Genomic DNA, 26075 nt, shown 5'->3' on the forward strand with positions numbered 1-26075 from the left:
ATGAAGCGCGATGTCGAAGAAGTCGAAATGCGGCTGCTGCTCGAAGGGATCGAGCAGGTATACGGCTACGACTTCCGCGATTACGCCGAGGCCTCGATCACGCGGCGACTGACGCACTGGCTCGCCGAGTCGGAGTTCGACACCTTCTCGCTCGCGCAGTCGCGCCTGCTGCGCGACCGAGACGTGTTCGACTCGCTGCTGCGCGGCATCACGATCAACGTCACCGAAATGTTCCGCGACCCCGCCTTCTTCCGGATGATCCGGAAGCAGGTCGTCCCCTTCCTGAAGACCTACCCGTTCGTGAAGATCTGGCACGCCGGCTGCGCGACCGGGGAGGAAGCCTATTCGATGGCGATCCTCCTCAACGAGGAGGGCATGGCGGGGCGCTACCGGATCTACGCGACCGACATCAACGAGACGATCCTCGAGCGGGCCCGCGAAGGCATCCTGCCCGTCGCCGAGATGCAGCAGTTCACGCGCAACTATCAGCTGAGCGGCGGCGCCGCGTCCTTCGCCGACTACTACACCGCGCGCTACGAATACGCGATCCTCGACCCGGCGCTGCGCAAGGACATCATCTTCGCCCCGCACAACCTCGCGACGGACGGCGTTTTCGGCGAAATGCACCTGATCCTGTGCCGGAACGTGATGATCTATTTCAAGCCGGCGCTCAAGGAGCGCTGCCTGCAGTTGTTCGACAGCAGCCTGCCCGCCGGCGGCTTCCTCTGCCTCGGACTCAAGGAAGCCCTCGACCGGCGCAGCATCGAACCGCGGTACGAAGAACTCGGCGGACAGATGCGGATTTACCGGAAGCGGTACGGCTGACACGGGGAATCGCCGTCGCGGCTGATGCCCCGAAAAAGACGTCGTCGCTGAACACCGATGGCTCGGACGGACATTTTCCGGGCTGCCGCGCAGAATTCCGCCCTGTCGCCCGCCCTGGCCATGCGCGGCCAAAGATGCGCAGGGCAAAGATGGCGGGAGAGGGATGCGCGGGACAAGAAGAAGCCCGGGACTTGCGTACCCGGGCTTAAATCCACACCAAAGGAGGAGGGTGGAGGAGACGGTTCAAAGAATACTGGAAGCAGTTGTGCGGCGCAACATAAATAATTTTATTGGGCCATCTGACAACCCTATTCGTCCCGCTACAGCTTCCTCGCTACCACCGGGTCCGACGCGAAGATCGTGTGAGCGACATAAGCACACTGCTTCTGCTGCGATGCGGAAACGGAGCTTGAACTCGGGGACGGTGCTGTTCGATCGGCCTCGCCTGCCGCTCGCCGCACTGTTCGATCGCCAGCGGCTTCGCCTGCAGCTCACGCGGGGTGCGCCGAAGCCGACTGCGTCGTCGCGGTTACGGCAGTTCCGAGTGCGGCGATGCGGACCTTCGTGCGCCAATCTTCGCCCGACCTCGGCCTACAATTCATTCCCTTGCTCGTATCCATAGGGAGACCTTGTCGATGACCTTTCGCACCACGCGGCACCCGGCGAAGCGCTTGCGCTCGGTCGGCGCTGGCGCCGCCGAGGGCACGTTGGGCAGGAGGCGGAACTCGCGTGTGGGCTAAGCTGATCCGCCACCAGGACCCGGGCGAGCTGCGTCGCGGATTCGAATGGCTTTACGGGTTCGTGCGGCCGCATTGGGGATCGGTCGCGCGCTTGCTGCTGCTGTCGCTCGCCGCGACGCTGCTGGTGCTGTTGCAGCCGTGGTTGACGAAGATGCTGATCGACGACGGTCTGCTCGCGCGCGACTACCCGTTTCTCGTGTCGATCGCCGTGGCGATGATTTTCGTCGGCATCGTCGGCACCGTCCTCGCGGGCGTCAATCGACTCCTGCACACGCGCCTGTCCGGCACCATTCTTTTCGCGCTGCGCAGCGATCTCTATCGCCATCTGCAGACCCTGTCGCCGGCGTTCTACGGGCGCCAGCGCATGGGCGACCTGATGTCGCGGATCGACGGCGACGTCGCCGAGATTCAGCGTTTCGCGGTCGACAGCCTGTTCTCCGCGTTCAGCAGCGTGATCGGGCTCGTCGGCGCGGTCGTGCTGATGGTGAGTCTGTCGTGGCAGCTTTCGCTGCTGGTGCTGGTGCTCGTGCCGCTCGAATTCCTGTGGCTGCGCTGGATGCGCCGCAAGGTGGAAGCGCGTACGCGCACGGTCCGCGAGCGCGCGGCGGACGTCTCGAGCTTCCTCGTCGAGACGCTGCCGGCGATGAAGTTCATTCAGGCCTCGCGCCGCGAGCGGGACGAACGCGAGCGGCTAGATCGGCTCGGCGCGACTTACCTCGAAGACCTGTTGCACCTGCAGCGCACGGAATTCTTCACGCAGGCGGTGCCGTCGACGCTGACGTCGATCACGCGCGCGGCGGCCTTCATGATCGGGGGCTGGTGGATCGTCGAGGGCAGTTGGCAGCTCGGCGGACTGATCGCATTCTCCACCTACCTCGGCATGGCGACCGGACCGGTGAACAGCCTTCTGGGCCTCTATGTCGCCGTGCAGCGGATGAGCGTGAGCCTGATGCGCGTCAGCGAGTTGCGCGGGGCGCGGGTCGACGTCGCGGAGACGTCCGCGGCCGCGTCCCGCGGCGCGCCATGGGCGGGGCGGATCGAGTTCGACGGCGTCGTCTTCCGTCACGACGACCGCGAGGCACCGGTGCTCGATCGCGCGATGCTCGCGATCCCGGCTGGCGCCAAGGTCGCGCTGACCGGCGCTTCGGGGGTCGGCAAATCGACGCTCGTCGACTTGCTGCATCGCCATTACGACCCTGCGGAGGGCGCCGTCCGGCTCGATGGCATCGACTTGCGCGAGCTCGCGTTCGCCGATCTGCGGCGTGCGGTCGCGGTCGTCAGCCAGGACATCGTGCTGTTCCGCGGAACCGTCGCGGACAACATCCGCTACGCCGCACCCGCGGCCGACGACGCGGCGGTGCGCGAGGCGGCGAGCCGGGCGGGGCTCGATGGCCTGGTCGCGCGCCTGCCGCGCGGGCTCGACACCTCGCTCGGCGAGCGCGGACAGCAGCTGTCCGGCGGTGAACGGCAGCGCATCGCGGTCGCGCGGGCGTTGCTGCAGGACCCTTGCGTGCTGGTGCTCGACGAGGCGACGTCGGCGGTCGACGAGGCCACCGAAGCGCAAGTGATCGCGGCGGTCGATACGTTGTTCGCCGGCCGCACCCGCATCCTCATCAGCCACCGCGCGGCGACGCTCGTCGGCTGCGATCTGCGCGTGCGGCTCGAAGGCGCGCGGCTCGAAATCGAGCCGGCGAGCGCGGAGTCGATCTAGTGGCGGCGAAAATCAGGGTCGGCATCGTCGATAGCGGAAGCGCGGCAGCCCAGGCGCAGGTCGCGGCCGCGACGGCTTTCGTGCGCGGCGACGGCGATGGGGAGGTACGTCGGGTCGCGGCCTGCGACGACCTCCTCGGTCACGGCAGTCTCGTCGGCGACATCGTGCTGCATTGCGCGCCGCAAGCCGAGTTGCTCGTCGCGCAGGTGTTCCGCGAGCGGCTCGCGACGACCGCGACGCAGGTTGCCGCCGCGATCGACTGGCTCGTCGGCCACGGCGCGGCGGTCATCAATCTCAGCCTCGGCCTGCGCGAGCCGCGGCCGGTGCTCGACGCGGCCTGCCGCGCGGCGCTCGGCGCCGGTGTCGTGCTCTGCGCGGCGTCGCCGGCGCACGGGGCCCCGGTGTATCCGGCCGCTTTCGCGGGGGTGCTGCGGGCGACCGGCGATGCGCGCTGCGATCGGTTCGAGATCTCGGCGCTCGCCGCGCCGCACGCCGATTTCGGCGCGCACGTGCGCCCGATGCATGGCACGCTCGCCGGCGCGGGCGCGAGCATGGCGTGCGCGCACCTGTCCGGCCACGTCGCGCGCCATCTGGCCGAGGGCGGCCGCTCGGACCCCGATGCGTTGCGCGCATGGCTGACCGCGCAGGCGCGTTATCACGGACAGGAACGGCGACGGAGGTGAAGTAGGTGGCAGCGCGGATCGTGGTGCTCGGAGGCGGGCCGGCGGGCGCGGCGGCGGCAGTCGGACTGGCGCGGCTCGGCGAGAGCGTCGTGCTCGTCGGCGAGCCGCGGCGCTTCGCGGCGGTCGAAGGCGGTTCGGCGCGCGTCGTCGACGCCTTGCGCCGTCTCGGCTTCAGCGGCGCGCTCTCCGCGTTCGCGCCGCCATCGCCGCGCCGTGCGATGTGGAGCGGGGTGCGCGCGGAGGTGAACAGCGAGAGCCTCGTCGACCGCGAACGCTTCGACCGCGCGCTGCTCGACGACGTCGAGCGTCTTGGCGTGACCGTGGTGCGTGCGCGCATCGCCGAAGTCGCGTCGGCGCCCGGCGGTCATGTCGTGCGCTTCGAGGAAGGCGGCGCGCAGCGCGTGCTGGACGCGGATTTCATCGTCGAGGCGCGCGGCCGTGCCGCGCCGGCTGCGGGGCTGCCGCGGGTGCGCGGCGTCGAGACGGTGTCGCTGCTGCAGTACTGGCGCGGCCCGGCGCGCGGGGCGGGTTCGGCGGTGCAAAGCTGCGAGGACGGCTGGGCGTGGATGGCGGCGCTCGCCGATGGGCGACGCTACCTGCAGCTCACCGTCGATGTCGACAGCGCGGCGTTGCCGCCGAAGAAGGAACTCGCTGCGTTCTGCGCCGCGCGTTTCCTCGATCTCGACGCGGCCGTGCCGTTCGTGCGGGACGCGGAGCCGGTCGGCGAACCGCACGCGCGGGCGAGCACGCCGGTGCTGAGCGAGGTCGTCGCCGGTCCGAACTGGATCCGCGTCGGCGACGCGGCAATGGCGGTCGACCCGCTGTCGGGCAATGGAATCTTCCAGGCGCTGTCGTCGGCATTGCAGGCGCCGGCGGTCGTCGCGACCTTGCTGCACGAGCCGGCCCGGGCCGAGTTGGCGGTGCGCTTTCACCAGCAGCGCATCGAGCACCTCTTCTACCGTTTCGCACGCATCGGCCGCGATTTCTACGAGCAGGAGACGCGCTGGGCGTCACATCCGTTCTGGCGTGCGCGCCGCGGCTGGCCCGATGCCGAGGCGCTGCACGCGACGGTCTCCCCGGAATCGCTGCGCGTCGTGCGCGGGCCGGTCGTGCGCGACGGGCGCATCGTCGAGGCAGACCTCGTCGTGACGCCCGACCAGCCGCTCGGCGTCTGGCACCTCGACGGCATCGCGCTCGCGCCGCTCGTACGCGCGCTGCAGCGGACGCCGGAGCGCGCCGTGGAGGACGTGATGCGGGAGCAGGGCGGGCTCGACGGCCCGCGCGCGGCGAAGATCGCGGCGTGGATGCGCGATCAGGGGTGGGTGCGCTGACACGCGTCGTTGCCGATTTGCGCTAATTGGCCGGCAATCCCTCGCAGCGGTTCGCGCCGAGCCTGTCGCCGGCGTTCTTCGACGATTCGCGTCATCGCCCGTAGAACCCGACGGCAAGGTTACGTCGAGCCGCTCGCGAGCAAAGGCGAAGGGCTCGGCCGAGCGCGATCAGGTTGCCGCCTTGCCGATCCGTGTCAGTGGTGCCCGCCGGTCGAGGGCACCTGCGTCGCGTCGTCGCGCGCCTTGCCGCGCAGCGTCTCCGACGGCAGCTCGCCGAACATCGCCTTGTATTCCGACGAGAAGTACGACTGATGCCAGAAACCCCAGCGCGCGGCGATGTCGGCGACGCTTGCATTGCCGTCGCTGCCCGCCCGCCTGAGGTCGCGGCGGACCGCGTTCAGGCGCAGCGCGCGCAGGAATTTCACCGGGTTCAGGTTCAGCACGTCGTGGAAGCTGTACTGCAGCGTCCGCCGCGACACGCCGAGTTCGATGCAAAGATCGGCGACCGTGATCGGCTCGTCGATGTGCGCCTGCATGTATTCCCTCGCACGCGCGACGACGAACTGCCGCGTGCGCAGCGATGGGGGCGATTCCGTCGCGGGCGCCCGCATCGCCGACGCGGCATCGAGCAGCGTTTCGAACAAGCCCTGTTCGATCGCCTTGCGCATCGCGGCGTGCTGCAACAGCTCCGGCGCCGCCTGCAGATTGGACATCATCGCTGACAGCAGCGCGCCGAGCGCGGTGATCTGCTGCGGGCTCGTCGGCACGACGCTGCGCCCCTTCAGTTCGGCCTCGACGTCACGCTGCACGTGCTGGGCGAAGGCGCGCAGCGCGTCGGAGTCGACGGTGCACGCGAGCATCTTCAGGCGGGGTGGGGTGCGAAAGTCGAGCTCGGTTTCGCCGGACAGCGTCAGCATCGAGTGCGCGCCATAGACCTCGCCGCCGAAACAGCCGGTGCCCTCGATCGCCACCGGGACCGCGAACGTGCGTGAGTGCGGCCAGGGCTTGCCCGTCTGGTGAACCGTCTGGTTCAGCTCCTCGCAGAAGATCTGCACATCGCCGAACCAGAACTCCTCGAACAGGCCGTCGAAGCGCCCGGCGCTGAGCTGGTCGTAACGCTGTTGCCAGCTCGTCAGGCAGGCCGCGTGCTCGTCGGCGTCGAGCGTGTGCCGGCGGACGTGGGAGAACGCCGCGGCGGCCGCGGGAGCGTCGTCTCCACCTGCCATTCCCGTCCGCTGCGCGCCCCTCGTCGCGTTGGCAAACATGTCCCCTCCTCGCACGACCACGGTGCAGCCGGGCTTTGTCGTTATAAGTCGCGGCATGACGGCGGTTAAACCGCTGCTGCGCTTTTTTAGCATCGCACGCACCTATAACTTTCGGCAAGCCCGCCCCACCCTTTGCCGATTCTTGATAACGCTCGCCGCCGCGAGTGGCTAGCATCGGTCCCGTCTTTCCGAATCCCGGCGGCGACCGGGAGCGGGAGTACGTGGAGTACGAGCTGTGCTGACAGGCCTTCGAAGAAAGGCTGCGCCGACATGCGCAACGCGTGGCGGCAGAGCAAGGAGGAGACGAGGATCGGATCGCTGCCCGCAAGGCCGCGTCGTCGCCCCGGAGCCTGGACAACGCAGCGCTTCGCGACCGGTGTGGCGGGGCTGTTCCCCCTCCCCGGACTCAACCAAGGGTACGAAGAGGAGATCCGATCTTGAGAATGAAAACCCTTGCCGCGGCGCTCGGTGCGCTGACGGTTCTGGCGCCGGCTGCGGCGACGGCCGCGTCCGCTTCCGCCGAGGCGCTGATCCGCGCCAAATGCCTGCCCTGTCACACCGAAACCGGTGACGGCATCAGCCGCATCGGCGAACAGCGCAAGTCCCCGGAAGGCTGGCTGATGTCGGTCGCGCGGATGCAGTTCCTGCACGGCCTCAAAATCAGCGACGACGAGCGCCGCACGGTCGTGAAATACCTCGCCGACACGCAGGGCCTCGCGCCGTCGGAGACCGAGGGTGCGCGCTACGCGCTCGAGCGCCGGCTGAACACGATGGAGACGTTCGACTCCGAGCAGTTCACGCAGATGTGCGCGCGCTGCCATTCCGGTGCGCGCGTGCTGCTGCAGCGCCGCTCGCAGCCGGAGTGGGAGCGTCTCGTGCATTTCCATCTCGGCCAGTTCCCGACCGCCGAGTATCAGGCGCTCGGCCGGGATCGCGACTGGTTCGGCATCGCGCTGAAGGAAATCGTCCCCGACCTCGCGAAGCGGCTGCCGCTGCAGTCGGACGCGTGGAAGGCGTGGCAGGCGCGCGCGCCGCAGGCGGCGACCGGCGACTGGACCGTCAGCGGGCGCATCAGCGGGCGCGGCGGCTACAGCGGCGTGATGAAAGTGAAGGCCGGCAAGGACAAGGACCGCTACGCGCTGACGTTCGACGGACGCTGGGACGACGGCAAGCCGATGCGTGGGCAGGGCCAGGCGCTGATCTACACCGGCTACGAGTGGCGCGGCGACCTCGTCATCGACGGCACGCCGATGCGCCAGGTGTTCGCGCTCGACAACGGCGTGCTGCGCGGGCGCATGTTCCTGCGCGACCAGGACGAAGTCGGCGGTGACGTCGTCGCGGGCCTGCAGCGCGACGGCGCCGCGCGCATCGTCGGCGTGCATCCGGCGCAGCTCAAGGCGGGCGCGGAGGCGGAGCTGCGCATCGTCGGCGCCGGGCTAGCCGGCGACGTCGCGTTGCCGCCCGGCGTGCAGCTGGTGAAGATGGTGAAGCGCTCGCCGGCGGAAGTGGTCCTGCGGGTGCGCGCGGACAAGTCGGCGCGCGGCGTGCACGAAATCGCGGTCGGCAAGGCCGGCGGCGGACAGCTCGCGCTGTACGAGCGCATCGGCACGCTGAAGGTGCAACCCGCCTTTGCGGTCGCGCGGATCGGCGGCAACGGCTCGCCGACGCCTAAGGTCGAGGCGCGTTTCGACGCCGAAGCCTGGGCCGCGGGCGCGGACGGCAAGGTCGGCACTGACGACGATTTCCGCATCGGCGTGGTGCCGGCGAAGTGGTCGGTCGCGCCGTTCGACGACGTCGCGGCGCACGACCAGGACGTGAAGTTCGCCGGCCTGATGGATGCGAGCACGGGCGTCTTCGTGCCGGGCGGCGCGGGACCGAACCCCGCACGGCGGATGTCGGCGAACAACGTCGGCAACCTCAAGGTGATCGCCGAAGTCGCGAACGGCGGCGAACCCGTGAAGGGCGAGGGCCGGCTGATCGTCGCGGCCCCGCGCTGGAACAACCCGCCGATCCCGTAAGCGGCGAAGTGCGCGAGCCGGGCAGGCCCCGCCTGCCATCCGCAACCCACCGAAGGAGACGCCATGGGTGCCGTCCTGAACGTCGTGCATGACAACCTGCACGAGCTGCGCGTCGATGATCGACGCATGCTTTTCCATATTCCGACGAGCTCGCTGTTCGCGCTCGACGCGCTGACCGGCGCGCTGCTCGACGAGATCCGCCGCAACAGCCTGAGCGCCGAAGCGCTCGTCGCCGACCTTGGCGCCCGCTTCGGCGCGCGCGAAGTCGACGAAGCGATCCGCGAGCTGATCGCGCTCGACCTGCTGTCCGACGGCCGGCCTGCGCACGCCGCGCCGCGCCGGCACGAGTTCGAGCGTTTTCCGCTGACGACCGTCGTGCTGAACGTCAACACCGGTTGCAACCTGAGCTGTACCTACTGCTACAAGGAAGACCTCGACAAGCCTTCGGCCGGGCGCAAGATGAGCTTCGACACCGCCCGCGACGCGGTCGAGCTCGTGCTGCGCGAATCGCCCGACGAGAAGCGCTACACGGTCGTGTTCTTCGGCGGCGAGCCGCTGAGCAACCTGCGCTTGATCAAGGAGGTCGTCGCGTACTGCGAAGCGCGCTTCGCGGCCCTCGGCAAGCAGGTCGACTTCGTGATGACGACGAATGCGACCCTGCTCAACGACGAGACGATCGACTGGCTGGCCGCACACCGCTTCGGGCTGTCGATCAGCATGGACGGGCCGCAGGCGATCCACGACCGCAACCGGCTCACGGTCGGCGGGCAGGGCACGTACGAAACCGTGCGCCGCAAGGCCGAGCGCCTGCTGTCGCGCTACACCGCGCGGCCGGTCGGCGCGCGCGTGACGCTGACGCATGGCACGACCGAGATCGAGCGCATCTGGGATCACCTCTTCAACGAACTCGGCTTCGCCGAAGTCGGCTTCGCGCCGGTCACGTCGGGCGACATCGACACCTTCAACCTCACCGGAGACGAGCTCGTCGAGGTGTTCGAGGGCCTCAAGCGCCTCGGTCGGCGTTACCTCGCCGCCGCGCTCGAAGGCCGCAACATCGGCTTCTCGAACATGCACCAGCTGATCACCGACCTGCACGAAGGGCACAAGAAGGCGCTGCCGTGCGGGGCGGGGCTGAAGATGCTCGCGGTCGATCACAAGGGCGAGCTGAACCTGTGCCATCGCTTCACCGGCTCGTCGCTGCCGACCTTCGGCGACGTGTCGGGCGGCATCAAGCATCGCGAGCTCGGCGACTTCCTCGCGCAGCGGCTCGATCGCAGCGGCACCGGCTGCGACACCTGCCGCATCCGCAACCTGTGCTCGGGTGGCTGCTACCACGAGAGCTACGCGCGTTACGGCGACCCGGCGCACCCGACCTATCACTACTGCGACTTGATGCGCGACTGGGTCGACTTCGGCATCGAAATCTACAGCCGCATCATGGCCGGCAACCCGGCCTTCATCGAACAACATATTTCCCCGAGGAGGGCGTGAGGATGAAACACCTCAAGGCGATCAACAACAAGGCGCAACTGCTGGATCAGGCGGTCGGCGAGGACCGGGTCGAGGAAGTCGTCGCGATGAGCGCGCTGGCCGGCTGCACCGCGACCGTCGACCCGGGCTGGGAAGTGGACGCGTTCGGCGGCGTCGCGTCGCTGTGCCAGCCGATGGAGGCCGACCTCTACGGCTGCGCCGACCCGTGCTGGTGGCCGGCGCAGGTGCCGGACGTGATGAACAGCTACCCGGACTGGAACAAGGGCGCGGCGAACTCGAAGGAAGACTGGCGCGAGCTCGGCTCGGTCTTCCCGGGCGACAAGCTGTGAGCGCGGGGGGATCGGACATGAAGAACGGAAACTTCCCCCGCCGCGTCGGCGCGCGCACCGCGGTCGCGGCGCTGCTCGCGGCCGCCACGCTGCCCGCGGTCGCGGCGAACGAATCGCGTGCGCTCGAAGCCGGCCACGAATACCTGATGGTCGCGAACTATCCGAACAACCTGCATGTGCTCGACCTAGCGACGAACAGCGTCTACAAGACCTGCGCGCTGCCGGATGCTTTCGGGCCCGGCATCACGCAGATCTCGCCCGACCGCCGCACCGCGTTCATCCTGAACAACCGCTTCGGCACGATCTACGGCGTCGATCTCGACAGCTGCAAGCTGCGCTTCCGCGCCGAGATGTCGCAGGCGCAGAACGAGCGCGCGAAAGCCATCGGCGCGATCGCCCTCAGCCCGGACGGCAAGGAGCTGTACACGGTGCAGAATCCGACGACGATCGAGCGCGACCGCTACCACGTCGGCGAGCCGCGCTTCGCGGTCTACGACACGTCCGCAGGGCTCGACGCGAAGCCGGTGCGCACGTACGCGGCGCCGCGCCAGGTGTCGCTGATGCAGGCGGGCGACGACGGCGCGCTCTACATGTTCGGCGCGGATCTCTACAAGGTCGACGTGCGCAGCGGCAAGATGGACGTCGCGCTTCCCCTGCGCTCGTGGCAACGCAAGGACTACTCGCCGATCGACCTGCTGTACCTGTGGCCGGTGCAGACGCCGACGAAGGACTTCACGGTGCTGTACACGACCGCGAAGTACCAGGACGACAAGCAGGATCTCGCGACCGCCGAGTACCAGTACGGCTACATGAACGTCGATCTCAAGACCGGCAAGACCGAGGCGCGCGAGTTCGGGCCGCTGATCGAGATCTACTTCACCGGCATGCGCTCGCCGAAGGACCGCAACATCATCTACGGTCTGCTGCACCGCCTGACGAAGTACGACATCTCGCAGAAGAAGCTGCTGCAGGCCGCGGAGCTCGAGCACACGTATTACACGGTCCTCACCAACGGCGCCGGCAGCAAGCTCTATCTGACCGGCACGTTCAACGACGTCGCGGTGTACGACGCCGACTCGCTGACGCGCGTCGCGAAGATCGAGCTGCCCGGCGGCGACATGTCGCTCGGCACCGGGCAGGTGTTCACGCGCTGATGCCCGGCTGATCACCGACTGATTCCAGCTGCTCCACGCCCCGCGAAAGCGGGGCGCGATGCGGGCCCGCGACGGCCTGCAGGGACGCTGTTCGCCAAAAAACGAATGTGAGGAGACGATTCGAGTGCGAAATCGTATGACGGCGGTGCTGCTCGCGGGGCTTGCGACCTGTGGCATCGCGAGGGGAGAGAATTTCTACGAGCGCGACGGTACGACGCTCGGCTTCAAGGCCGACGGCATGGCGGGCGCATTTTCGACACGCGAGGACTACCTCGGCCAAGGCGGCAAGGACTGGCGCGAAGCCTTCCTCCACGGCGTGTTCGTCGGCACGACGCGCCTCGGCGGCGGCGAAGTCTACGGCGGCCTCGGCGCGATCGCGCAGGGCACGTGGGGCGATGGCGACGCCGGCGGCTTCACGACCGGCGACGAGCGCGAAGTATCGGTCGAGGACGCCTATGTCGGCTGGCGCAGCGCCGACGGCGTGTTCGACCTGTCGTTCGGCCGCCAGCAGTTCCAGCTCGGCGACGGACTCCTGATCGCGGGCGACCGCATCAACCTCGGCAAGGGACTCGAAGGGCCGGGCGTCCACGTCAACCGCGGCGGCGCCTACTACCTCGCCGCGCGCAAGAGCTTCGCCAAGACCGCGATCCTGCGCGCCGACTTCGCCGGTCCGCTGCGCAGCGACGTCTTCTGGCTCGAGTCCAATAACCCGTACCAGCAGGACACCGAGCTCGCCGGCGCCAACCTCGAATACGTGTCGGACACGCGCGGCACGCTCGGTTTGAGCTGGATGAAGGTACTCGACGTCGACCGGGGCGGCGGGCTGGGCATCTTCGACCAGCGCGACGGGATGCGCATCACGAGCGTGCGCGGGCAGGGCAGCCTGGGCGTCGAAAACCTGTTCCTGTCAGCCGAGTACGTCGACGAGCGCGGCGGCGACACCCCGGTCAAGAACGACGCCGACGCGTGGTACGTCGAAGGCGGCTGGACGTTCGCCGATGTCGCGTGGAGCCCGACGGTGAATTACCGCCACGCGCGCTTCTCCGCCGACCGGCCGTCGACGACGCGCAACGAGGCGTTCGATCCGCTGTTCTTCGGCTTGAGCCGCGGGCTCGGGACGTGGTTCCAGGGTGAGATCGCGTCGAACTACTCCGGCCCGGCGAACAGCGGCAACCGCGTCGACCGCATCGAGCTGTCGCTCGCGCCGCGCGAGGACCTGTCGGTCTACCTGCAGTACTGGAAGTTCGGGCGCGTCGGCCAAGCGCCCGATCTGGCCGGTCGCGAGCTCGACCTCTTCGCGTTCTGGCAGATCGACAAGCACTTCACCTTCGTGCCGCTGATCGGCATTCACGACCCCCGCGGCGCCGACGTCAAGGCGGCGCAAGGCAACGACCGGCACAACGTCTACCTCGAGGCGGTGCTGATCTTCAACTACTGATACGCCCCGTACCGACGGGCGGCGAATCGAAACGACCACCAATGGAGACCGAGATGAACCGATACGAAGGACAACCGCTGGCCGACAACACGCGCCGCTTCCTCGCGCAGCCGAAGCGCATGCTGATCGGCGGCGAATGGGTCGAAGCCGCGGGCGGCGCGCGCATCGACGTGATCGACCCGGCGAACGGGCAGACGTTCGCGAGCGTGCCGGCCGGCGAAGCCGCCGACATCGACCGCGCCGTCGCCGCCGCGCGAAAAGCGTTCGAAGCGGGCGACTGGCCGAAGATGCGCCCGGTCGACCGCGAGCGCCTGCTGCTGAAGTTCGCGGACCTCGTCGAAGCGAACGCGCAGGAGCTTGCCGAGATCGAGTCGCTCGACAACGGCAAGCCGGTGACGATCGCACGCAACGTCGACCTGCCGTTGGTTGTCGACTTCCTGCGCTACATGGCGGGCTGGGCGACCAAGCTCGACGGCTCGGCGATGGACCTGTCGGTGCCGCTCGTGCGCGATCGCGAGTTCTTCGGCTTCACGCGGCGCGAGCCGGTCGGCGTCGTCGGTGCGATCATCCCGTGGAATTTCCCGCTGTTGATGGCGGCGTGGAAGGTCGGACCGGCACTGACGACCGGCTGCACGATGGTGCTGAAGCCGGCCGAGGACACGCCACTGACCGCGCTGCGCCTGGCCGAGCTCGCGCTCCAGGCGGGATACCCGCCCGGCGTGCTCAACGTCGTCACCGGCTACGGCCACACCGCGGGCGCGGCGCTGTCGTCGCACCCCGGGATCGAGAAGATCGCCTTCACCGGCTCGACCGAGATCGGCAAGATCGTCGGCAAGGCGGCGCTCGACAACATGACGCGCATGTCGCTCGAGCTCGGCGGCAAGAGCCCGGTGATCGTACTCGACGACGCTGATCCCGACGTCGCCGCGGCCGGCGCCGCGCAGGCGATCTTCTTCAACCAGGGTCAGGCGTGCACCGCCGGCTCGCGCCTCTTCGTGCACAAGAGTCGCTTCGACCGCGTCGTCGAAGGGCTCGCCGGGATCGCCGAGCGCATGAAGCTCGGTGCCGGCATCGATCCGACGACACAGATCGGACCGCTGGTCTCGGCGACGCAGCAGAAGCGCGTGCTCGGCTACATCCAAAGTGGGCTCGGCGAGGGCGCACGCGCGGCCACCGGTGGTGCGAAGGGCGATGGCGAGGGCTTTTTCGTCAAGCCGACCGTGCTCGTCGACGCACGCGACGACATGAAGGTCGTGCGCGAGGAGATCTTCGGCCCGGTCGTCGTCGCGATGCCGTACGAGGATCTCGACGAAGTGGCGCGACGCGCGAACGACACGCCGTACGGCCTTGCGGCGAGCATCTGGTCGAACGACCTGTCGCGCGTGCACCGCCTGATTCCGAAGATCAAGGCCGGCACCGTGTGGGTGAACTGCCACCACATGTTCGACAACGCGATGCCCTTCGGCGGCTTCAAGCAGTCGGGGATCGGGCGCGAACTCGGGCGCGCGGTGCTCGATCTCTACACCGAATCGAAGTCGGTGATCATGGCGCTGTAAGCCGCGGCCGGCCCCGGGAGACAAGGCATGCACGAACAGGAACTCGCCGTCACCGCGGTCCGGCCCGACGCGCTCGACTGGCTTACAGCCGACTCGGGGCCGACCGAGCGCGAAACCCATTGGCAGCAAACCCACGGTGACGATGCGCTGGCCGCGTGGCTCGCCGGGTTCGCGCCGACCCACATGTATTTCGGCAGCGAATTCTGCGAACACCTGCTGCCGTCGGCGCGCACGCTGCGCCAGGCGCTCGCCCGCGCAGCGTCGCGCGGGCTGCGCTTCGCGCTGCTGACGCCGATCGCTTCGCCGGACGTGCTGGCGCGGCTCGAATCGCTGCTGCCGTTGCTGCCCGACGGCGCCGAAGTCATCGTCAACGACTGGGGCGTCGCCCAGCTCGTCGCCGCGCGCTTTCCGGCGCTGACGCCGGTCGCCGGCCGCGTGATGTGCCGCATGGTCAAGGACCCGCGACTGACCGCGGAGTGGTCGCACCAATGCGGCCACGGCCTCGACTCGCCCGCGCTGCAGGCGGTGCTGCGGCGGCTGCGCATCGAGCGGGTCGAGATCGACGCGCCGCTTTTCGCCGACGCCGACACGCTCGGCCGCGTGCCCTGGCTGCAGGGCGTGCATCTGCCGTATTTCAGCATCGCCAAGGGGCGCATGTGCCGCCCGGGATCGCTGTCGATCGACGGCCCGGAGCGCTTCGCGGTCGGGCGGCGCTGCCGCAAGGAATGCCTGAGTCTCGCGGCGACGACGTCGCGGTCCGGCGCTGAAGACGACTGGCCGACCGTGCAGGTCGGCAACACGATCTTCGGCCGTCAGTCGGCCGCGATGCTCGACGCCCTGAAAGCGGCGGTGCGGCAAGGCTTCGTCAAACGGCTGGTGGTTGCAGGAGAAGCGCTATGAAGATCGTCGCACCGACTTCCCGCGTCGCCGAGATCGAGCAACTCGCGCTCGCCGGCGCGAACGAGCTTTACTGCGGAATCGTGCCGCGCGAGTGGATCGGACGGTTTCACGCCGTCACCGCGAATCGCCGCCCTTCGGGCAATCTCGGCGACTACGACGAGCTCGCGCGGGCGGTCGAGGCGGCGCACGCGCACGGCGCGTCGCTGTCGCTCGTCCTCAACGCGCAGCATTACTCGGCCGCGCATGCCGAAGCCGCGGCCGAAATAGCGGGTCGCTTCGTCGAGCTCGGCGGCGACGCGCTGATCGTCAGCGATCTCGGCCTGCTGTCGGTGCTCGCGGCGCAGTTGCCCGGCACGCGGATCCACGTCAGCTCCGTCGCGACCTGCCGCAATGCCGGCGCGGCGCGGCTGTGCCGCGATCTCGGCGCGCGCCGGCTGATCCTGCCGCGCGACGTCACGCTCGACGAGGCCGCGAGCATCGCGCGCGACGTCCCGGACATCGAAATCGAGGCGTTCATCCTCAACGACGGCTGCGTGTTCGAGGAAGGCGCGTGCAACACGATCCACCTGCCGGGCCGCCTCGGTGGGCCGATCTGCCTCGACCGTTACGCGCGCCACCATCGGCACCGGGACGGCCGCGATCTGTCGCCCCGATTGCAGGCGCGCCTCGAGAAGAACGACGAGGCGTACCGCAAATGGCTGTGGTACCGGTTTTCCTGCGGCTTCTCGACGACCGAGAGCGGCATGCCGTTCGGTCCCTGCGGCCTGTGCGCGGTGCCCGCGTTGCGCCGCGGCGGGATCGCCGCGGTGAAGATCGCCGGCCGCGAGGCGCCGACCGCGCGCAAGGTCGCGAGCGTGACGATGGTGCGGACGATCGTCGATCGCGTCACGGCCGGCGCGAGCGACGCCGAGGTCGGCGACTTTGCGATGCGGATGCGGCCGTCGGTCGAGCACTGCCGGACCGGGTACATGTGCTACTACCCCGAAGTGCTGCGTGGGCGCGAGGAAGTTACCGCTGCGCAGCCGGAACGCGGCGATGCGTGAGCTCGCCCCGGCGGGCAGTGTCGCCGTCGCCGCGCTCGCGGCGCTTGTCGGCGCAACCTCGGCCGTGGCCGGCAGCGTGCTGCTCGCGCTCGCGGCGGGGCTCGCGATCGTCTCGGTGTTCGCGGTGGCGCTCCGTGTGCGCCTGCTGCAGGGGGCCGCCGCGCTGCTGTGGGGCTGCGTCGCCGCGCTCGCGTGGCATCTCGCGAGCGACGACTTCGGTGTCCGTTACGTCTGGCTCTACAGCGCAGCCGAACTGCCGCTGCATCTGAAGCTTGCGAACGTCTGGGGCGGCGACGAAGGCACGACGCTGATGCTGGCGGCGCTGTGCGCCGTGCTCGCGGCCGGCGTCGCAAAGCGCGACGCGCGCGCAAGCCGGGTCGGCGCGCTGATCGCCGCGTGGTACGCCGCAACGGCGGTGTGGCTGGCGCCGTTCTCGGCGACTCCCGCGGAATGGCTCGCGGAGGCGCCGTCGCAGGGCATGAACGCGCACCTGATGAAGGTCTGGATGCTGCTGCACGCACCGCTGGTGCTCGCCGCGTATGCGTGGGCGCTGTTCATTGCGGTGCCGGCGTTCGCGGCGCTGCGCGGGGCGTTGCCGGTCTGGCCCGCTCACGCCCGCGCTCACGCGCGCCGCGCATGGGCCGTGCTGAGCGCGGGCATCGGCTTCGGCATGCTGTGGGCGTTCGAGGACGCGATGTACGGCCAGGTCTGGCACTGGGATCCGGTGCAGACCGCGGTGTTCGCGGTGTGGTGCTTCCTGTCGGCGCATCTGCACGGCGTCGGGGCGTGGCGTCCGGGGCAGGCGACGTGGCGGTGGGTGCCCCTCACCGGCGTGCTCACGGCGGCGGCGACGGCCGGCGCGATGGCGGTGACGCGCAGCCCGGTGCTCGCGAGCTCGCATCGTTACGTCGGCGCGGACAGCTGGATCAGCCACGTCGCGCTCGCGGTGCTGCTGCTCGGCGTCGCGGTTTTTCTCTTGCTTGCGGGACGTGTTGCGGCGGATCGAGCGCAGCGGGCGCCGTCGCCGGGCTGGGGGCTGCGGCTCGCGCAATGGGGCTTCGCGGCGGCGGGCGTGTTCGCGCTCGCCTTCCTCGCGCATGCGCTCGTCTCCGGCGTGCTCGGGCTGCCGCGCGCCGAAGAGGACAAGCCGTTTCTCGCGATGCTGTCGAATCTCGTCCACGGCGCGCAACTCGACGCGCTGAAGGCGGCGTTCGAACAATGGGACGTCGAGGGCTACGCGCTCGCGCGTGCGCTGCTGCTGCCGCTGGCGCTGTTCGGCTTCGCCGGCGGCTGGTATTTCTTCCGTCGCGTGTCGCGGCGCGCGGGCTGGCTCTCGCTCGCCGTCGCGGCGCTCGTGACGGCCGCGATCTTCGTGTCCGGCGGCGTGATGACCAATGCGTACGCCGGGGCCGGCATCCTGTCGCAGCGCATCGTCACGCTGCTGCCGCTGCTCGACGCGAGCCTCGCCGCCGGCGCCTATCTCGCGCTCGGCTGCATCGCGTGGGCGCTGCGGAGCGTGGCCCGGAACGGTCCGCGCGGCACCGTCCTGCCGATCACCGCAGTCCATGTCGGCGCGATGCTGATGCTCTGGGGCGGGCTGCTTTCGACCGCGCTGAACAGCTATTCGGAGTACCAGGTGCCGCTCGACGGGGCCGGCGCGTGGCAACACGATCGCCAGGGCGCCGTTCGGCTCGCAGTCGCCGAAAGCGGCCCCGTCGCCGACGGCGGCTTTGCCTCGAAACTCGCGGTGCGCGCGGTGACCTCGTTCGAATTCCGGGACAGCGCGGGCGACGTGTTTCGCGGCGAGACACTCTACCGCGACGTGCGACCGCCGCCCGCGCGTTACGACGGCCCGCTGCGCGCCGCGTGCGAGTTGCTCGACTACCGCTACGCGCGGCATGTCGGCACGACCGGCTACGTCCTGCAGCCGGCCATCGACCACCGCTGGTCGCGTGCGCTGCAGGTTTGGGTGTCCCCGTCGTCCGCGTTCGCCAGCCTCCCCGGCGCAGCCGAGCCTTCGGCGCCGCCCGTCGCGACCGTCGTGGTCAAGGTCTTTCCGTTTTCGTCGCTGCTGTGGGCCGGACTCGTCCTGGCAGTCGCTGGAGGAGCGTGGCTGGCGTTCGGGTCGCCGGGAAGACGCTGGCAGCCCAAAGGCGGACGGCCCTGACCGTGCGCCTGTCGCGACGAACTTTTCCGACAACGTCCTAAGCGCGTCGGAACGGTGCGACAAAGGCTCGGCGTGCCGCTGGGGCGGCGAGGGAGGCACGCGCCCCGCCGTCGTAAAACTGCGACAATCCCGCCGGGCGCTTTGCCGCGCTCAGTGATGCAGAGCGACGGCAACTTTATCGTCCGGCTGGTAAGTGCGTCATGTCGACCTGCGGCAGTTCGTCGCCGCCGGGTTTGCCCGATGCTGGTGGCGATCGGCAATCGCACGCAACATCGGTTCGCGTCGCCCGCCGTTCCTGTCGCGCCGCGAGCCACGATCAGCAAGGAAACATGACGATGAGCGAGATCACGATCTACCACAATCCACGCTGCGGCACTTCGCGTAACACCCTGGCGATGATCCGCGACAGCGGAGCCGAGCCGAACGTCATCGAGTACCTCAAGACCCCGCCCACCCGCGACAAGCTGGTCGAACTGATCGCGGCCGCCGGCCTCGGCGTGCGCGGCATCATGCGCGCCAAGGAGCCGCGCTTCGCTGAGCTCGGCCTCGGCGACCCGGCGAAGACCGACGAGCAGTTGATCGACGCGATGATGGCCGACCCGATACTCATCAACCGTCCGATCGTTGTCACCGCACTCGGCACTCGACTGTGCCGGCCCGCCGAAGTCGTGCTCGACATTTTGCCGTAGCCGTAGCCGTGGCCGTAGCCGTGGCCGTAGCCGTAGCCGCAGCCGCAGCCGCAGCCGCAGCCGCAGCCGCAGCCGCAGCCGCGGCGCGCGCCTTTGGCGACGAGGACGGTGCGCAGGTCGTAGATGCGGAAGGGCGCCATGCCGGAGTCCGCACTGCTGCCGACCACTTTTGATCTGCCCAACGTCGACCTGGTGTTGTTCGGGGTGCCCGATGCGGCACACTTCCGTTCCGAACAGCCGTCCCCCCAACCGCCGCGCATCGCGCTGCTCTCCACGGGACCTTGCGCGCGCGTTCCTTCAGTCGCCAGCCGGCTGACGCGGCAGCGTTGCCGGCTCGACGAATCTCGCCCTCGGGTGCCTGGCCGACGCCGCTGGCCTCGGCGGTGCCCGTCGGCGTCGCTGCTCGGCGTAGCGATGACCCGCACGGACTTGTCGTTCGAGGAACTGCGCAAATTTCTTCTGAACGTCGCGGATAGTCCGGAGCGGCATCCATTTTCGTCGCAAGAACGTATTCCTTGATCGGACCGCTTGTAGTCGAACACGCTGTCCGCTAGCGTCGAACACGTTCAGGCTTGGCAGCAGGATTTTTCCTTTCTCGCCGGAGTTCGCATCATGGACACCCCGCTTTCCTGGGTTCTCCCCGTCTTCTACGGTGGGCTGGGCAATCTGGCCGCCTATCTCGCGGCCCACGTGCTGCTGTGCCTGTTACCGGCCTTCTTCATCGCCGGCGCGATGTCAGCACTGATTCCCAAGGAGACCATCACCCGCTTTCTCGGCCGCAACTCGAGCAAGACCGTTTCCTACCCGGCCGCCGCGGCCGCGGGTTCGCTGCTGGCGGTGTGCTCGTGCACGATCGTTCCGCTCTTCGCCGGCATCTACAAGAAAGGGGCGGGCCTCGGGCCGGCGATCACCTTCCTGTTCTTCGCTCCGGCGGCCAACATCCTTGCGCTCGTCTACACCGGCGGCATCATCGGCCCCGATCTGGCGGTCGCACGCTTCGTGCTGTCGCTCACCTTTGGTATCGGCATCGGGCTCATCATGGCCTTGCTTTTTCACGCCGACGATGCCGCCCACGACCGCGCCACCGATGGCGCCTTCGGGCCGCAGGGCGCGAGGATGGGGCGGATGGCGCTGGTGTTCCTGTTCGTGTGGGTGGCGCTGCTGCTCGCCGGCACCCTGAAGCTGGACGTGCTCACGGGGACCTACCTCAACTTCGAACTGCCGGTCGGCGACGCGCAGGGCTGGCAGGCCGTGCTCGACCGCCTGGTGCCCTACGACGCCGCCAAGGGCGAGGAGGGCGTGTCGGTACAGGGTGTGGTGCTGATCGGCCTGCTGGTGGCGATCGGCTATTCCGCGTGGCGCGGTTTCGAGAACATCGCCGATGGCGCCAACGCCTGGACCTGGATCAGTCTGGCGCTGATCGCGGCGACGCTGCTGGTGGCCGCGCTGGCGGTGCAGCCGGTGGCGGGCGGGCTCCGTGTCGGCCTCACGGGCAAGTTCTTCGCCGTCGCCGCCGCGCTTGCAGTCTTGCAGGTGATCGTGCGCCATCGCCTGAACGACGACGAGTTGCGCGACTGGCTGTGGGAGTCGTGGCGCTTCGTGAAGCAGATCTTCCCGCTGCTGGTGGTCGGCGTCTTCATCGTCGGCATGATCCGCGTGCTGATCCGCCCGGAATGGATCGAGATGCTGGCCGGCCACAACTCGCTGACCGGCAACCTCGCCGGCGTCGTGTTCGGCGTGTTCATGTACTTCCCCACCCTGGTCGAGGTGCCGATCGCCAAGATGTTCCTCGACCTCGGCATGCACCGCGGTCCGCTGCTCGCCTACCTGATGTCCGACCCCGAGCTGTCGCTGCAGAGCATCCTGATCATTTCGGCGATCATCGGCCGCAAGAAGACCTTCACCTACGTCGGCCTGGTGGCGCTGTTCAGCGCCGCCGCCGGCCTGATCTACGGCGCGTGGATCGACGGCGCTGCGCTGTTCTCGCTCGCGCTCTACCTGGCCGGTTTCATCGCGGTGCTCGTCGTGCTGCTGTCGATCGCCAGTCGCCGCTCGACGACCTCTTCACTCAAAGGAGTCTGATCATGCTCAGCATCAAGGTTCTCGGTCCCGGCTGCGCCAACTGCCGCAAACTCGAAGAGATCGTGCGCGAGGCGATCACCACGACCGGCGTGCAGGCGGAGGTCACGAAGGTCACGGACATGGGGCAGATCGTCGCCTATGACGTGCTCAAGACGCCGGGCCTGGTGATCAACGAGAAGCTCGTTTCTTCGGGACGCATCCCGACGCCGGCGAGCGTCGCCGAGTGGATCCGGACGGCCGTCTGAATTCGGCGGAAGTCCGCGGATGGATGCTGTGGAGCGGGCGATGGGAATCGAACCCACGGCTCTAGCTTGGGAAGCTAGGGTATTACCATTATACGACGCCCGCAGTCCCGCCCCGGAGCCGGGTGGGACGCACATTCTAACGGCGCGCGCTGCGGGGTGCAATCGCGGGCGAGGTGGCCGAATGTGGCCATTGTTCCGGCGGGAGACCAAAGTCCGCGTACGACCCTTGCCGATGCGGTGACGAAGCGGTCCCGTTTGCGGTGGCCCTGGTCCCCGGCGGGGGCGGGGGGCTGCCGCGTGGTAAACTTCGGCTTCTTTCGCAACCCCGACAGCTTCTGATGATCCAGCTAACGATCAACGGCAAACCGGAGCGCATCGAAGAGGCTCAGACCGTGCTCGCGCTGCTCGAATCGATGCAGCTCGCCGGCAAGCGTCTCGCGGTCGAGCGCAACGGCGAGATCGTCCCCAAAGGGCGGCATGCCGACACGCGGCTCGCGAATGGCGACCGCCTCGAAATCGTCGTCGCGGTGGGCGGCGGCTGATCGGCCGCCCGCAGCCGTGCGCCGCGATTCGCCGCGCTTTCCCGGATTCCGCTCGCCCCAACCCCTCTCATCGAGCCCGAACATGAACGATTCACTAGAGATCGCAGGCAAGTCCTACCGCTCCCGTTTGCTCGTGGGCACCGGCAAATACAAGGACTTCGCCGAGACGCGCGAGGCGATCGAGGCGAGCGGTGCCGAGATCGTCACCGTCGCGATCCGCCGCACGAACATCGGTCAGAACGCCGGCGAGCCGAACCTGCTCGACGTGCTGCCGCCCGACCGCTTCACGATCCTGCCGAACACGGCCGGTTGCTACACCGCCGATGACGCGGTGCGCACGCTGCGGCTCGCGCGCGAACTGCTCGACGGGCACGCGCTCGTGAAACTCGAAGTGCTCGGCGACCCGAAGTCGCTGTTCCCGAACATGCCGGAAACGCTGAAAGCGGCCGAGACGCTCGTGAAGGACGGCTTCGACGTGATGGTCTACTGCGCCGACGATCCGATCCAGGCGAAGATGCTCGAAGACATCGGCTGCGTCGCGATCATGCCGCTCGCGTCGCTGATCGGCTCCGGCATGGGGATCCTGAACCCGTGGAACCTGCGGCTGATCATCGATCAGGCGAACGTGCCGGTCCTCGTCGACGCCGGCGTCGGCACGGCGTCGGACGCTGCGATCGCGATGGAGCTCGGCTGCGACGGCGTGCTGATGAATACCGCGATCGCGCACGCGGCGAAGCCGGTGCTGATGGCGTCGGCGATGAAAAAGGCGGTCGAAGCCGGCCGCGAGGCTTTCCTCGCCGGACGGATGCCGCGCAAGCATTATTCGGCCGACCCGAGCTCGCCGACGAGCGGACTGATCGGTTCCTGACCGGACGTTCGCGCGCCGACGGGACTTCCTGCCGGCGACGTGCCCCTGCTCCCCACTTTTCGAACGGACCGCCGCGATTGCCGCGGCGTTTCGAAGTCCCACGCCCAATGAACGATACCCACGACCGCCCGGCTGAACCCCGCAAGTTGCCCGCAACGGAAGAGCCGGACGTGACACTTGCCGCTACGCACGAAGCCTCGCGTCCCGGCTCAGCCGGACCGGGCGGCGACCCGGAGGCCCGGTTTTCGAGCCGCTCGATCCGCAGCTTCGTGCTGCGGCAGGGGCGGATGTCGGTCGCGCAGCAGCGCCACCTCGACGAAACGCTGCCGAAAGTCGGGATTCCGTACCGCATCGCACCGCTCGACCTCGACGCCGCGTTCGGGCGGGGCGCGCCGAAGATCGTCGAGATCGGCTTCGGCATGGGCGAGACGACCGCAAAAATCGCCGCCGCGCTGCCGGAGAAGGATTTTCTCGGCATCGAAGTGCACGGCCCGGGCGTCGGCAGCCTGTGCAAGCTGATCGCCGAAGGCGGCCTGACGAATCTGCGCGTGATCCAGCACGACGCGGTCGAAGTGCTGCGCGACATGATCCCGGAAGGCTCGCTCGCAGGCGTGCATGTGTTCTTTCCGGACCCGTGGCACAAGAAGCGTCATCACAAGCGGCGCATCATCCAGCCCGACTTCGTCGCGCTGATCGCGTCGCGGCTTGCGCCGGGAGGCTACCTGCATTGCGCGACGGACTGGGAGGAGTACGCGCAGTGGATGCTCGAGATTCTCGACGCCGAGCCCGCACTCGCGAATACTGCCGAGGGTTACGCGCCGCGGCCCGACTATCGTCCGCTGACGAAGTTCGAGAACCGCGGGCTGAAGCTCGGCCACGGCGTCTGGGATCTGGTGTTCACCCGGCGCGGCTGACGCACGGATTACTCGCGCCTGGCGTCCTGCGCGGGGAGCAGAAACCGAAGAAGACCGGCAGCGACCGGAAGGCTGGCGCCAACGCGCCGGGCGGACGACGAAAGCCCGCATCCCTGGGTTGACGCGCCGGGTCTCGGATCGGAGCGGATGACGGATTCGGCGGTGAAGGAAGCGCCGCGCGGCGCCTCGGCAAGGGAGTGAATCGTGAAAGGCTTTCTCCGCGTTCTCGGACTGATCTTCGCCGGCCTGTGGCGCACGCTCAACGGCTTGCGCCGCCTCGTGTTCAACCTCGTCTTCCTGCTGCTGATCGCGGCGGTGATCGCCTTCGTCTGGCAGCCGCCGCGTCCGGTGCCCGAGGGCGCCGCGCTGCTGGTGCGCCCGACCGGCGCGCTCGTCGAGCAGACCGTCCTGGATGATCCGATCGGGCTGCTGCGCGCGGGCGTCGCGCCGGTGTCGCAGACGGCGTTGCACGACCTGCTTGAGGCGGTGAACGCAGCGCGAGACGATGCGCGGATCAAGGCGCTGGTGATCGAAACCGACGGCCTCGGCGCCGCGAGCCTGACGAAGCTCGCGGAATTGCGTGCGGCGATCGCGGCGTTCAAGGCGAAGGGCAAGCCTGTGCTCGCGCGCGGCGACCGCTTCACGCAGGGCCAGTACTACCTCGCGAGCATCGCCGATGAAGTCCACATCGGCCCGGACGGCTTCGTGCTGCTGCCGGGGCTCGCCCGCTACGTGAGCTACTTCAAGGGTGCGCTCGACAAGCTCGGCGTCACGGTGCACGTGTTCCGTGTCGGCGAGTACAAGTCGTTCAGCGAGCCCTTCACGCGGGCCGACATGTCCGACGCGGATCGGGAGGCGTCGCAGGACCTGCTCGCAGGCTTGTGGTCGGTGATCCGCGAGGACGTCGCGACGAGCCGGCGGATCGAGCCGGACAAGCTGGACGGCTACGTCGACCACTATGACGATGCGCTCGCCGCGACCTCGGGCGACGCGGTGCGGGCTGCGCAGGACGCGGGCCTCGTCGACGTCGCGAGCACGCGCGACCAGTGGCGCGACCTGCTGAAGACGCGGGTCGGTGCGAGCGACGACGGCAAGGACTTCCTGCACGTCGAGGTCGACCGTTACCTCACGAACCTGCGCGCGCACTGGATTCCCGCCGAGGACAAGGTCGCGGTGCTGGTCGCGCAGGGCGCGATCGTCGACGGCACGGAGTCGCGCTCGGCGGTCGGCGGCGACAGCCTCGCGAGGCTGATCCGCGCGGCGCGCGAAGACGAGCGCGTGAAGGCGGTCGTGCTGCGCATCGACAGCCCGGGCGGCAGCGCGTGGGCGTCCGAAGTGATCCGGCGCGAGCTCGAACTGACGCGCGACGCGGGCAAGCCGGTCGTCGCGTCGATGAGTTCGGTCGCGGCGTCGGGCGGCTACTGGATCGCGACCGGGGCCGACGAGATCTGGGCGAGCCCGGCGTCGCTGACGGGTTCGATCGGCATCTTCGCGCTGCTGCCGAATTTCGCCGAACCGCTCGACCGGCTCGGCATCACCATCGACGGCGTCGCGACGTCGCCGCTCGCCGGCGCGTTCGATCCGCGACGCCCGCTCGAGCCGCAGGCAGCGAATGCGCTGCAGCTGGGCATCGAGCACGGCTACCGGCGCTTTCTCGAGACCGTCGCGAAAGCGCGCGACATGAGCATCGCCGAAGTCGAGACGATCGCGCGCGGCCGGGTGTGGACCGGCGAATCCGCGAGCAAGCTCGGACTCGTCGACGAACTGGGCGGGCTCGACGCGGCGGTGAAGGCTGCCGCGGCGCGCGCACGCCTCGAGCGTTACGAGACGGTCTGGCCCGAGGCCGAGATCGGCCCCGGGCAGCGCCTGCTGCAACGCCTGATTTCCATTGCCGCACCGCACGCGCCCGACGGCGCCGAATCCGCGTTCGGCCGCCTCCTGGGCGAAGTGCGCGCGGACGCCGCCGAATTGTTACGCTGGAACGATCCGAGACATCTCTACACGCATTGTCTGTGCGAAGCGTTGTAGGCTCGACGAACCCGGAAGACATGACCCCAGGGTGGCGGCTTCCGCCCGCCATCCGC

General features: G+C 68.8%; 22 protein-coding genes and 1 tRNA gene. 21 read left to right on the top strand and 2 right to left on the bottom strand.

Going from position 1 to position 26075, the window contains the following annotated elements:
* The 4 genes from ROZ37_RS18885 (at position 1) to ROZ37_RS18900 (ending at position 5290) form a co-directional block, all read left to right on the top strand.
* On the top strand, positions 1-825 hold the full coding sequence (locus ROZ37_RS18885) for a protein-glutamate O-methyltransferase CheR (protein ID WP_312661784.1): 825 nt from the start codon (positions 1-3) through the stop codon (positions 823-825).
* Positions 826-1554: 729 nt separating this feature from the next.
* Positions 1555-3276, top strand: coding sequence for an ABC transporter ATP-binding protein (locus ROZ37_RS18890; protein WP_312661787.1), 1722 nt, complete (start codon positions 1555-1557; stop codon positions 3274-3276).
* On the top strand, positions 3276-3959 hold the full coding sequence (locus ROZ37_RS18895; RefSeq protein ID WP_312661792.1) for a S8 family serine peptidase: 684 nt from the start codon (positions 3276-3278) through the stop codon (positions 3957-3959). The genes ROZ37_RS18890 and ROZ37_RS18895 overlap by 1 nt, the downstream gene beginning before the upstream one ends.
* Before the next feature lie 5 nt (positions 3960-3964).
* Complete coding sequence (locus ROZ37_RS18900; protein WP_312661795.1) at positions 3965-5290, top strand: tryptophan 7-halogenase; 1326 nt, start codon at positions 3965-3967, stop codon at positions 5288-5290.
* 194 nt (positions 5291-5484) lie between these two features.
* Here the strand turns inward: ROZ37_RS18900 and ROZ37_RS18905 are convergent, their stop codons facing one another.
* Positions 5485-6516: a helix-turn-helix domain-containing protein gene (locus ROZ37_RS18905; RefSeq protein WP_312661992.1), complete on the bottom strand. Its 1032-nt coding sequence runs from the start codon at positions 6514-6516 to the stop codon at positions 5485-5487.
* 482 nt (positions 6517-6998) lie between these two features.
* On the opposite strand from ROZ37_RS18905, the gene peaA reads away from it, so the two are divergent.
* The 13 genes from peaA to ROZ37_RS18970 all read left to right on the top strand — a co-directional run bounded on the left by peaA (position 6999) and on the right by ROZ37_RS18970 (position 21667).
* Positions 6999-8573, top strand: a complete 1575-nt coding sequence (peaA, locus tag ROZ37_RS18910) for a quinohemoprotein amine dehydrogenase subunit alpha (RefSeq protein ID WP_409449978.1) — start codon at positions 6999-7001, stop codon at positions 8571-8573.
* A 63-nt stretch (positions 8574-8636) separates the two neighbouring features.
* Positions 8637-10064, top strand: coding sequence for a quinohemoprotein amine dehydrogenase maturation protein (gene peaB, locus ROZ37_RS18915; RefSeq protein ID WP_312661805.1), 1428 nt, complete (start codon positions 8637-8639; stop codon positions 10062-10064).
* 2 nt (positions 10065-10066) lie between these two features.
* Positions 10067-10393 (top strand): quinohemoprotein amine dehydrogenase subunit gamma, encoded by a 327-nt coding sequence (gene qhpC, locus ROZ37_RS18920; RefSeq protein ID WP_312661815.1) that lies wholly within the window; start codon positions 10067-10069, stop codon positions 10391-10393.
* A gap of 17 nt (positions 10394-10410) precedes the next feature.
* Positions 10411-11547, top strand: coding sequence for a quinohemoprotein amine dehydrogenase subunit beta (gene peaD / locus ROZ37_RS18925; RefSeq protein ID WP_312661826.1), 1137 nt, complete (start codon positions 10411-10413; stop codon positions 11545-11547).
* 124 nt (positions 11548-11671) lie between these two features.
* Entirely contained in the window at positions 11672-12985 is a 1314-nt protein-coding gene (locus tag ROZ37_RS18930; protein WP_312661830.1) for an alginate export family protein, read from the top strand.
* Positions 12986-13038: 53 nt separating this feature from the next.
* Positions 13039-14541 (top strand): aldehyde dehydrogenase family protein, encoded by a 1503-nt coding sequence (locus ROZ37_RS18935; protein ID WP_312661835.1) that lies wholly within the window; start codon positions 13039-13041, stop codon positions 14539-14541.
* A 27-nt stretch (positions 14542-14568) separates the two neighbouring features.
* A complete protein-coding gene (locus ROZ37_RS18940; protein WP_312661840.1) occupies positions 14569-15441 on the top strand; it encodes a hypothetical protein in 873 nt (290 codons plus the stop codon).
* The gene (locus tag ROZ37_RS18945; protein ID WP_312661844.1) at positions 15438-16484 is read left to right on the top strand and encodes a U32 family peptidase; all 1047 of its coding nucleotides are present in this window, start codon (positions 15438-15440) and stop codon (positions 16482-16484) included. Before ROZ37_RS18940 ends, ROZ37_RS18945 begins: the two co-directional genes overlap by 4 nt.
* On the top strand, positions 16477-18651 hold the full coding sequence (gene ccsA, locus ROZ37_RS18950) for a cytochrome c biogenesis protein CcsA (protein WP_312661858.1): 2175 nt from the start codon (positions 16477-16479) through the stop codon (positions 18649-18651). The genes ROZ37_RS18945 and ccsA overlap by 8 nt, the downstream gene beginning before the upstream one ends.
* 335 nt (positions 18652-18986) lie before the next feature.
* Positions 18987-19340 (top strand): arsenate reductase (glutaredoxin), encoded by a 354-nt coding sequence (arsC, locus tag ROZ37_RS18955; protein WP_312661863.1) that lies wholly within the window; start codon positions 18987-18989, stop codon positions 19338-19340.
* Positions 19341-19478: 138 nt separating this feature from the next.
* Complete coding sequence (locus ROZ37_RS18960) at positions 19479-19859, top strand: hypothetical protein (RefSeq protein WP_312661865.1); 381 nt, start codon at positions 19479-19481, stop codon at positions 19857-19859.
* Positions 19860-19952: 93 nt separating this feature from the next.
* Complete coding sequence (locus tag ROZ37_RS18965; protein ID WP_312661868.1) at positions 19953-21422, top strand: permease; 1470 nt, start codon at positions 19953-19955, stop codon at positions 21420-21422.
* Positions 21423-21424: 2 nt separating this feature from the next.
* On the top strand, positions 21425-21667 hold the full coding sequence (locus ROZ37_RS18970; RefSeq protein WP_312661872.1) for a thioredoxin family protein: 243 nt from the start codon (positions 21425-21427) through the stop codon (positions 21665-21667).
* 29 nt (positions 21668-21696) lie between these two features.
* Here ROZ37_RS18970 and ROZ37_RS18975 read toward each other — a convergent pair.
* Positions 21697-21770: transfer RNA gene (locus tag ROZ37_RS18975), tRNA-Gly, on the bottom strand.
* Positions 21771-22005: 235 nt separating this feature from the next.
* Here ROZ37_RS18975 and thiS point away from each other — a divergent pair.
* From thiS to sppA, 4 genes are all read left to right on the top strand, one after another.
* Positions 22006-22209 carry a sulfur carrier protein ThiS gene (thiS, locus tag ROZ37_RS18980; RefSeq protein WP_312661880.1) on the top strand — a complete coding sequence of 68 codons (204 nt, stop codon included), beginning with the start codon at positions 22006-22008 and terminating at the stop codon, positions 22207-22209.
* An 82-nt stretch (positions 22210-22291) separates the two neighbouring features.
* Positions 22292-23077, top strand: coding sequence for a thiazole synthase (locus ROZ37_RS18985; RefSeq protein ID WP_312661888.1), 786 nt, complete (start codon positions 22292-22294; stop codon positions 23075-23077).
* A gap of 107 nt (positions 23078-23184) precedes the next feature.
* The gene (gene trmB, locus ROZ37_RS18990; RefSeq protein WP_409449977.1) at positions 23185-23991 is read left to right on the top strand and encodes a tRNA (guanosine(46)-N7)-methyltransferase TrmB; all 807 of its coding nucleotides are present in this window, start codon (positions 23185-23187) and stop codon (positions 23989-23991) included.
* Between the two features lie 201 nt (positions 23992-24192).
* Positions 24193-26019 (top strand): signal peptide peptidase SppA, encoded by a 1827-nt coding sequence (sppA, locus tag ROZ37_RS18995; RefSeq protein ID WP_409449979.1) that lies wholly within the window; start codon positions 24193-24195, stop codon positions 26017-26019.
* Positions 26020-26075 lie beyond the last annotated feature (56 nt).

This window comes from Aromatoleum sp. (genome assembly GCF_032027225.1).
In the GTDB taxonomy this organism is placed as follows: Bacteria; Pseudomonadota; Gammaproteobacteria; order Burkholderiales; family Rhodocyclaceae; genus Aromatoleum.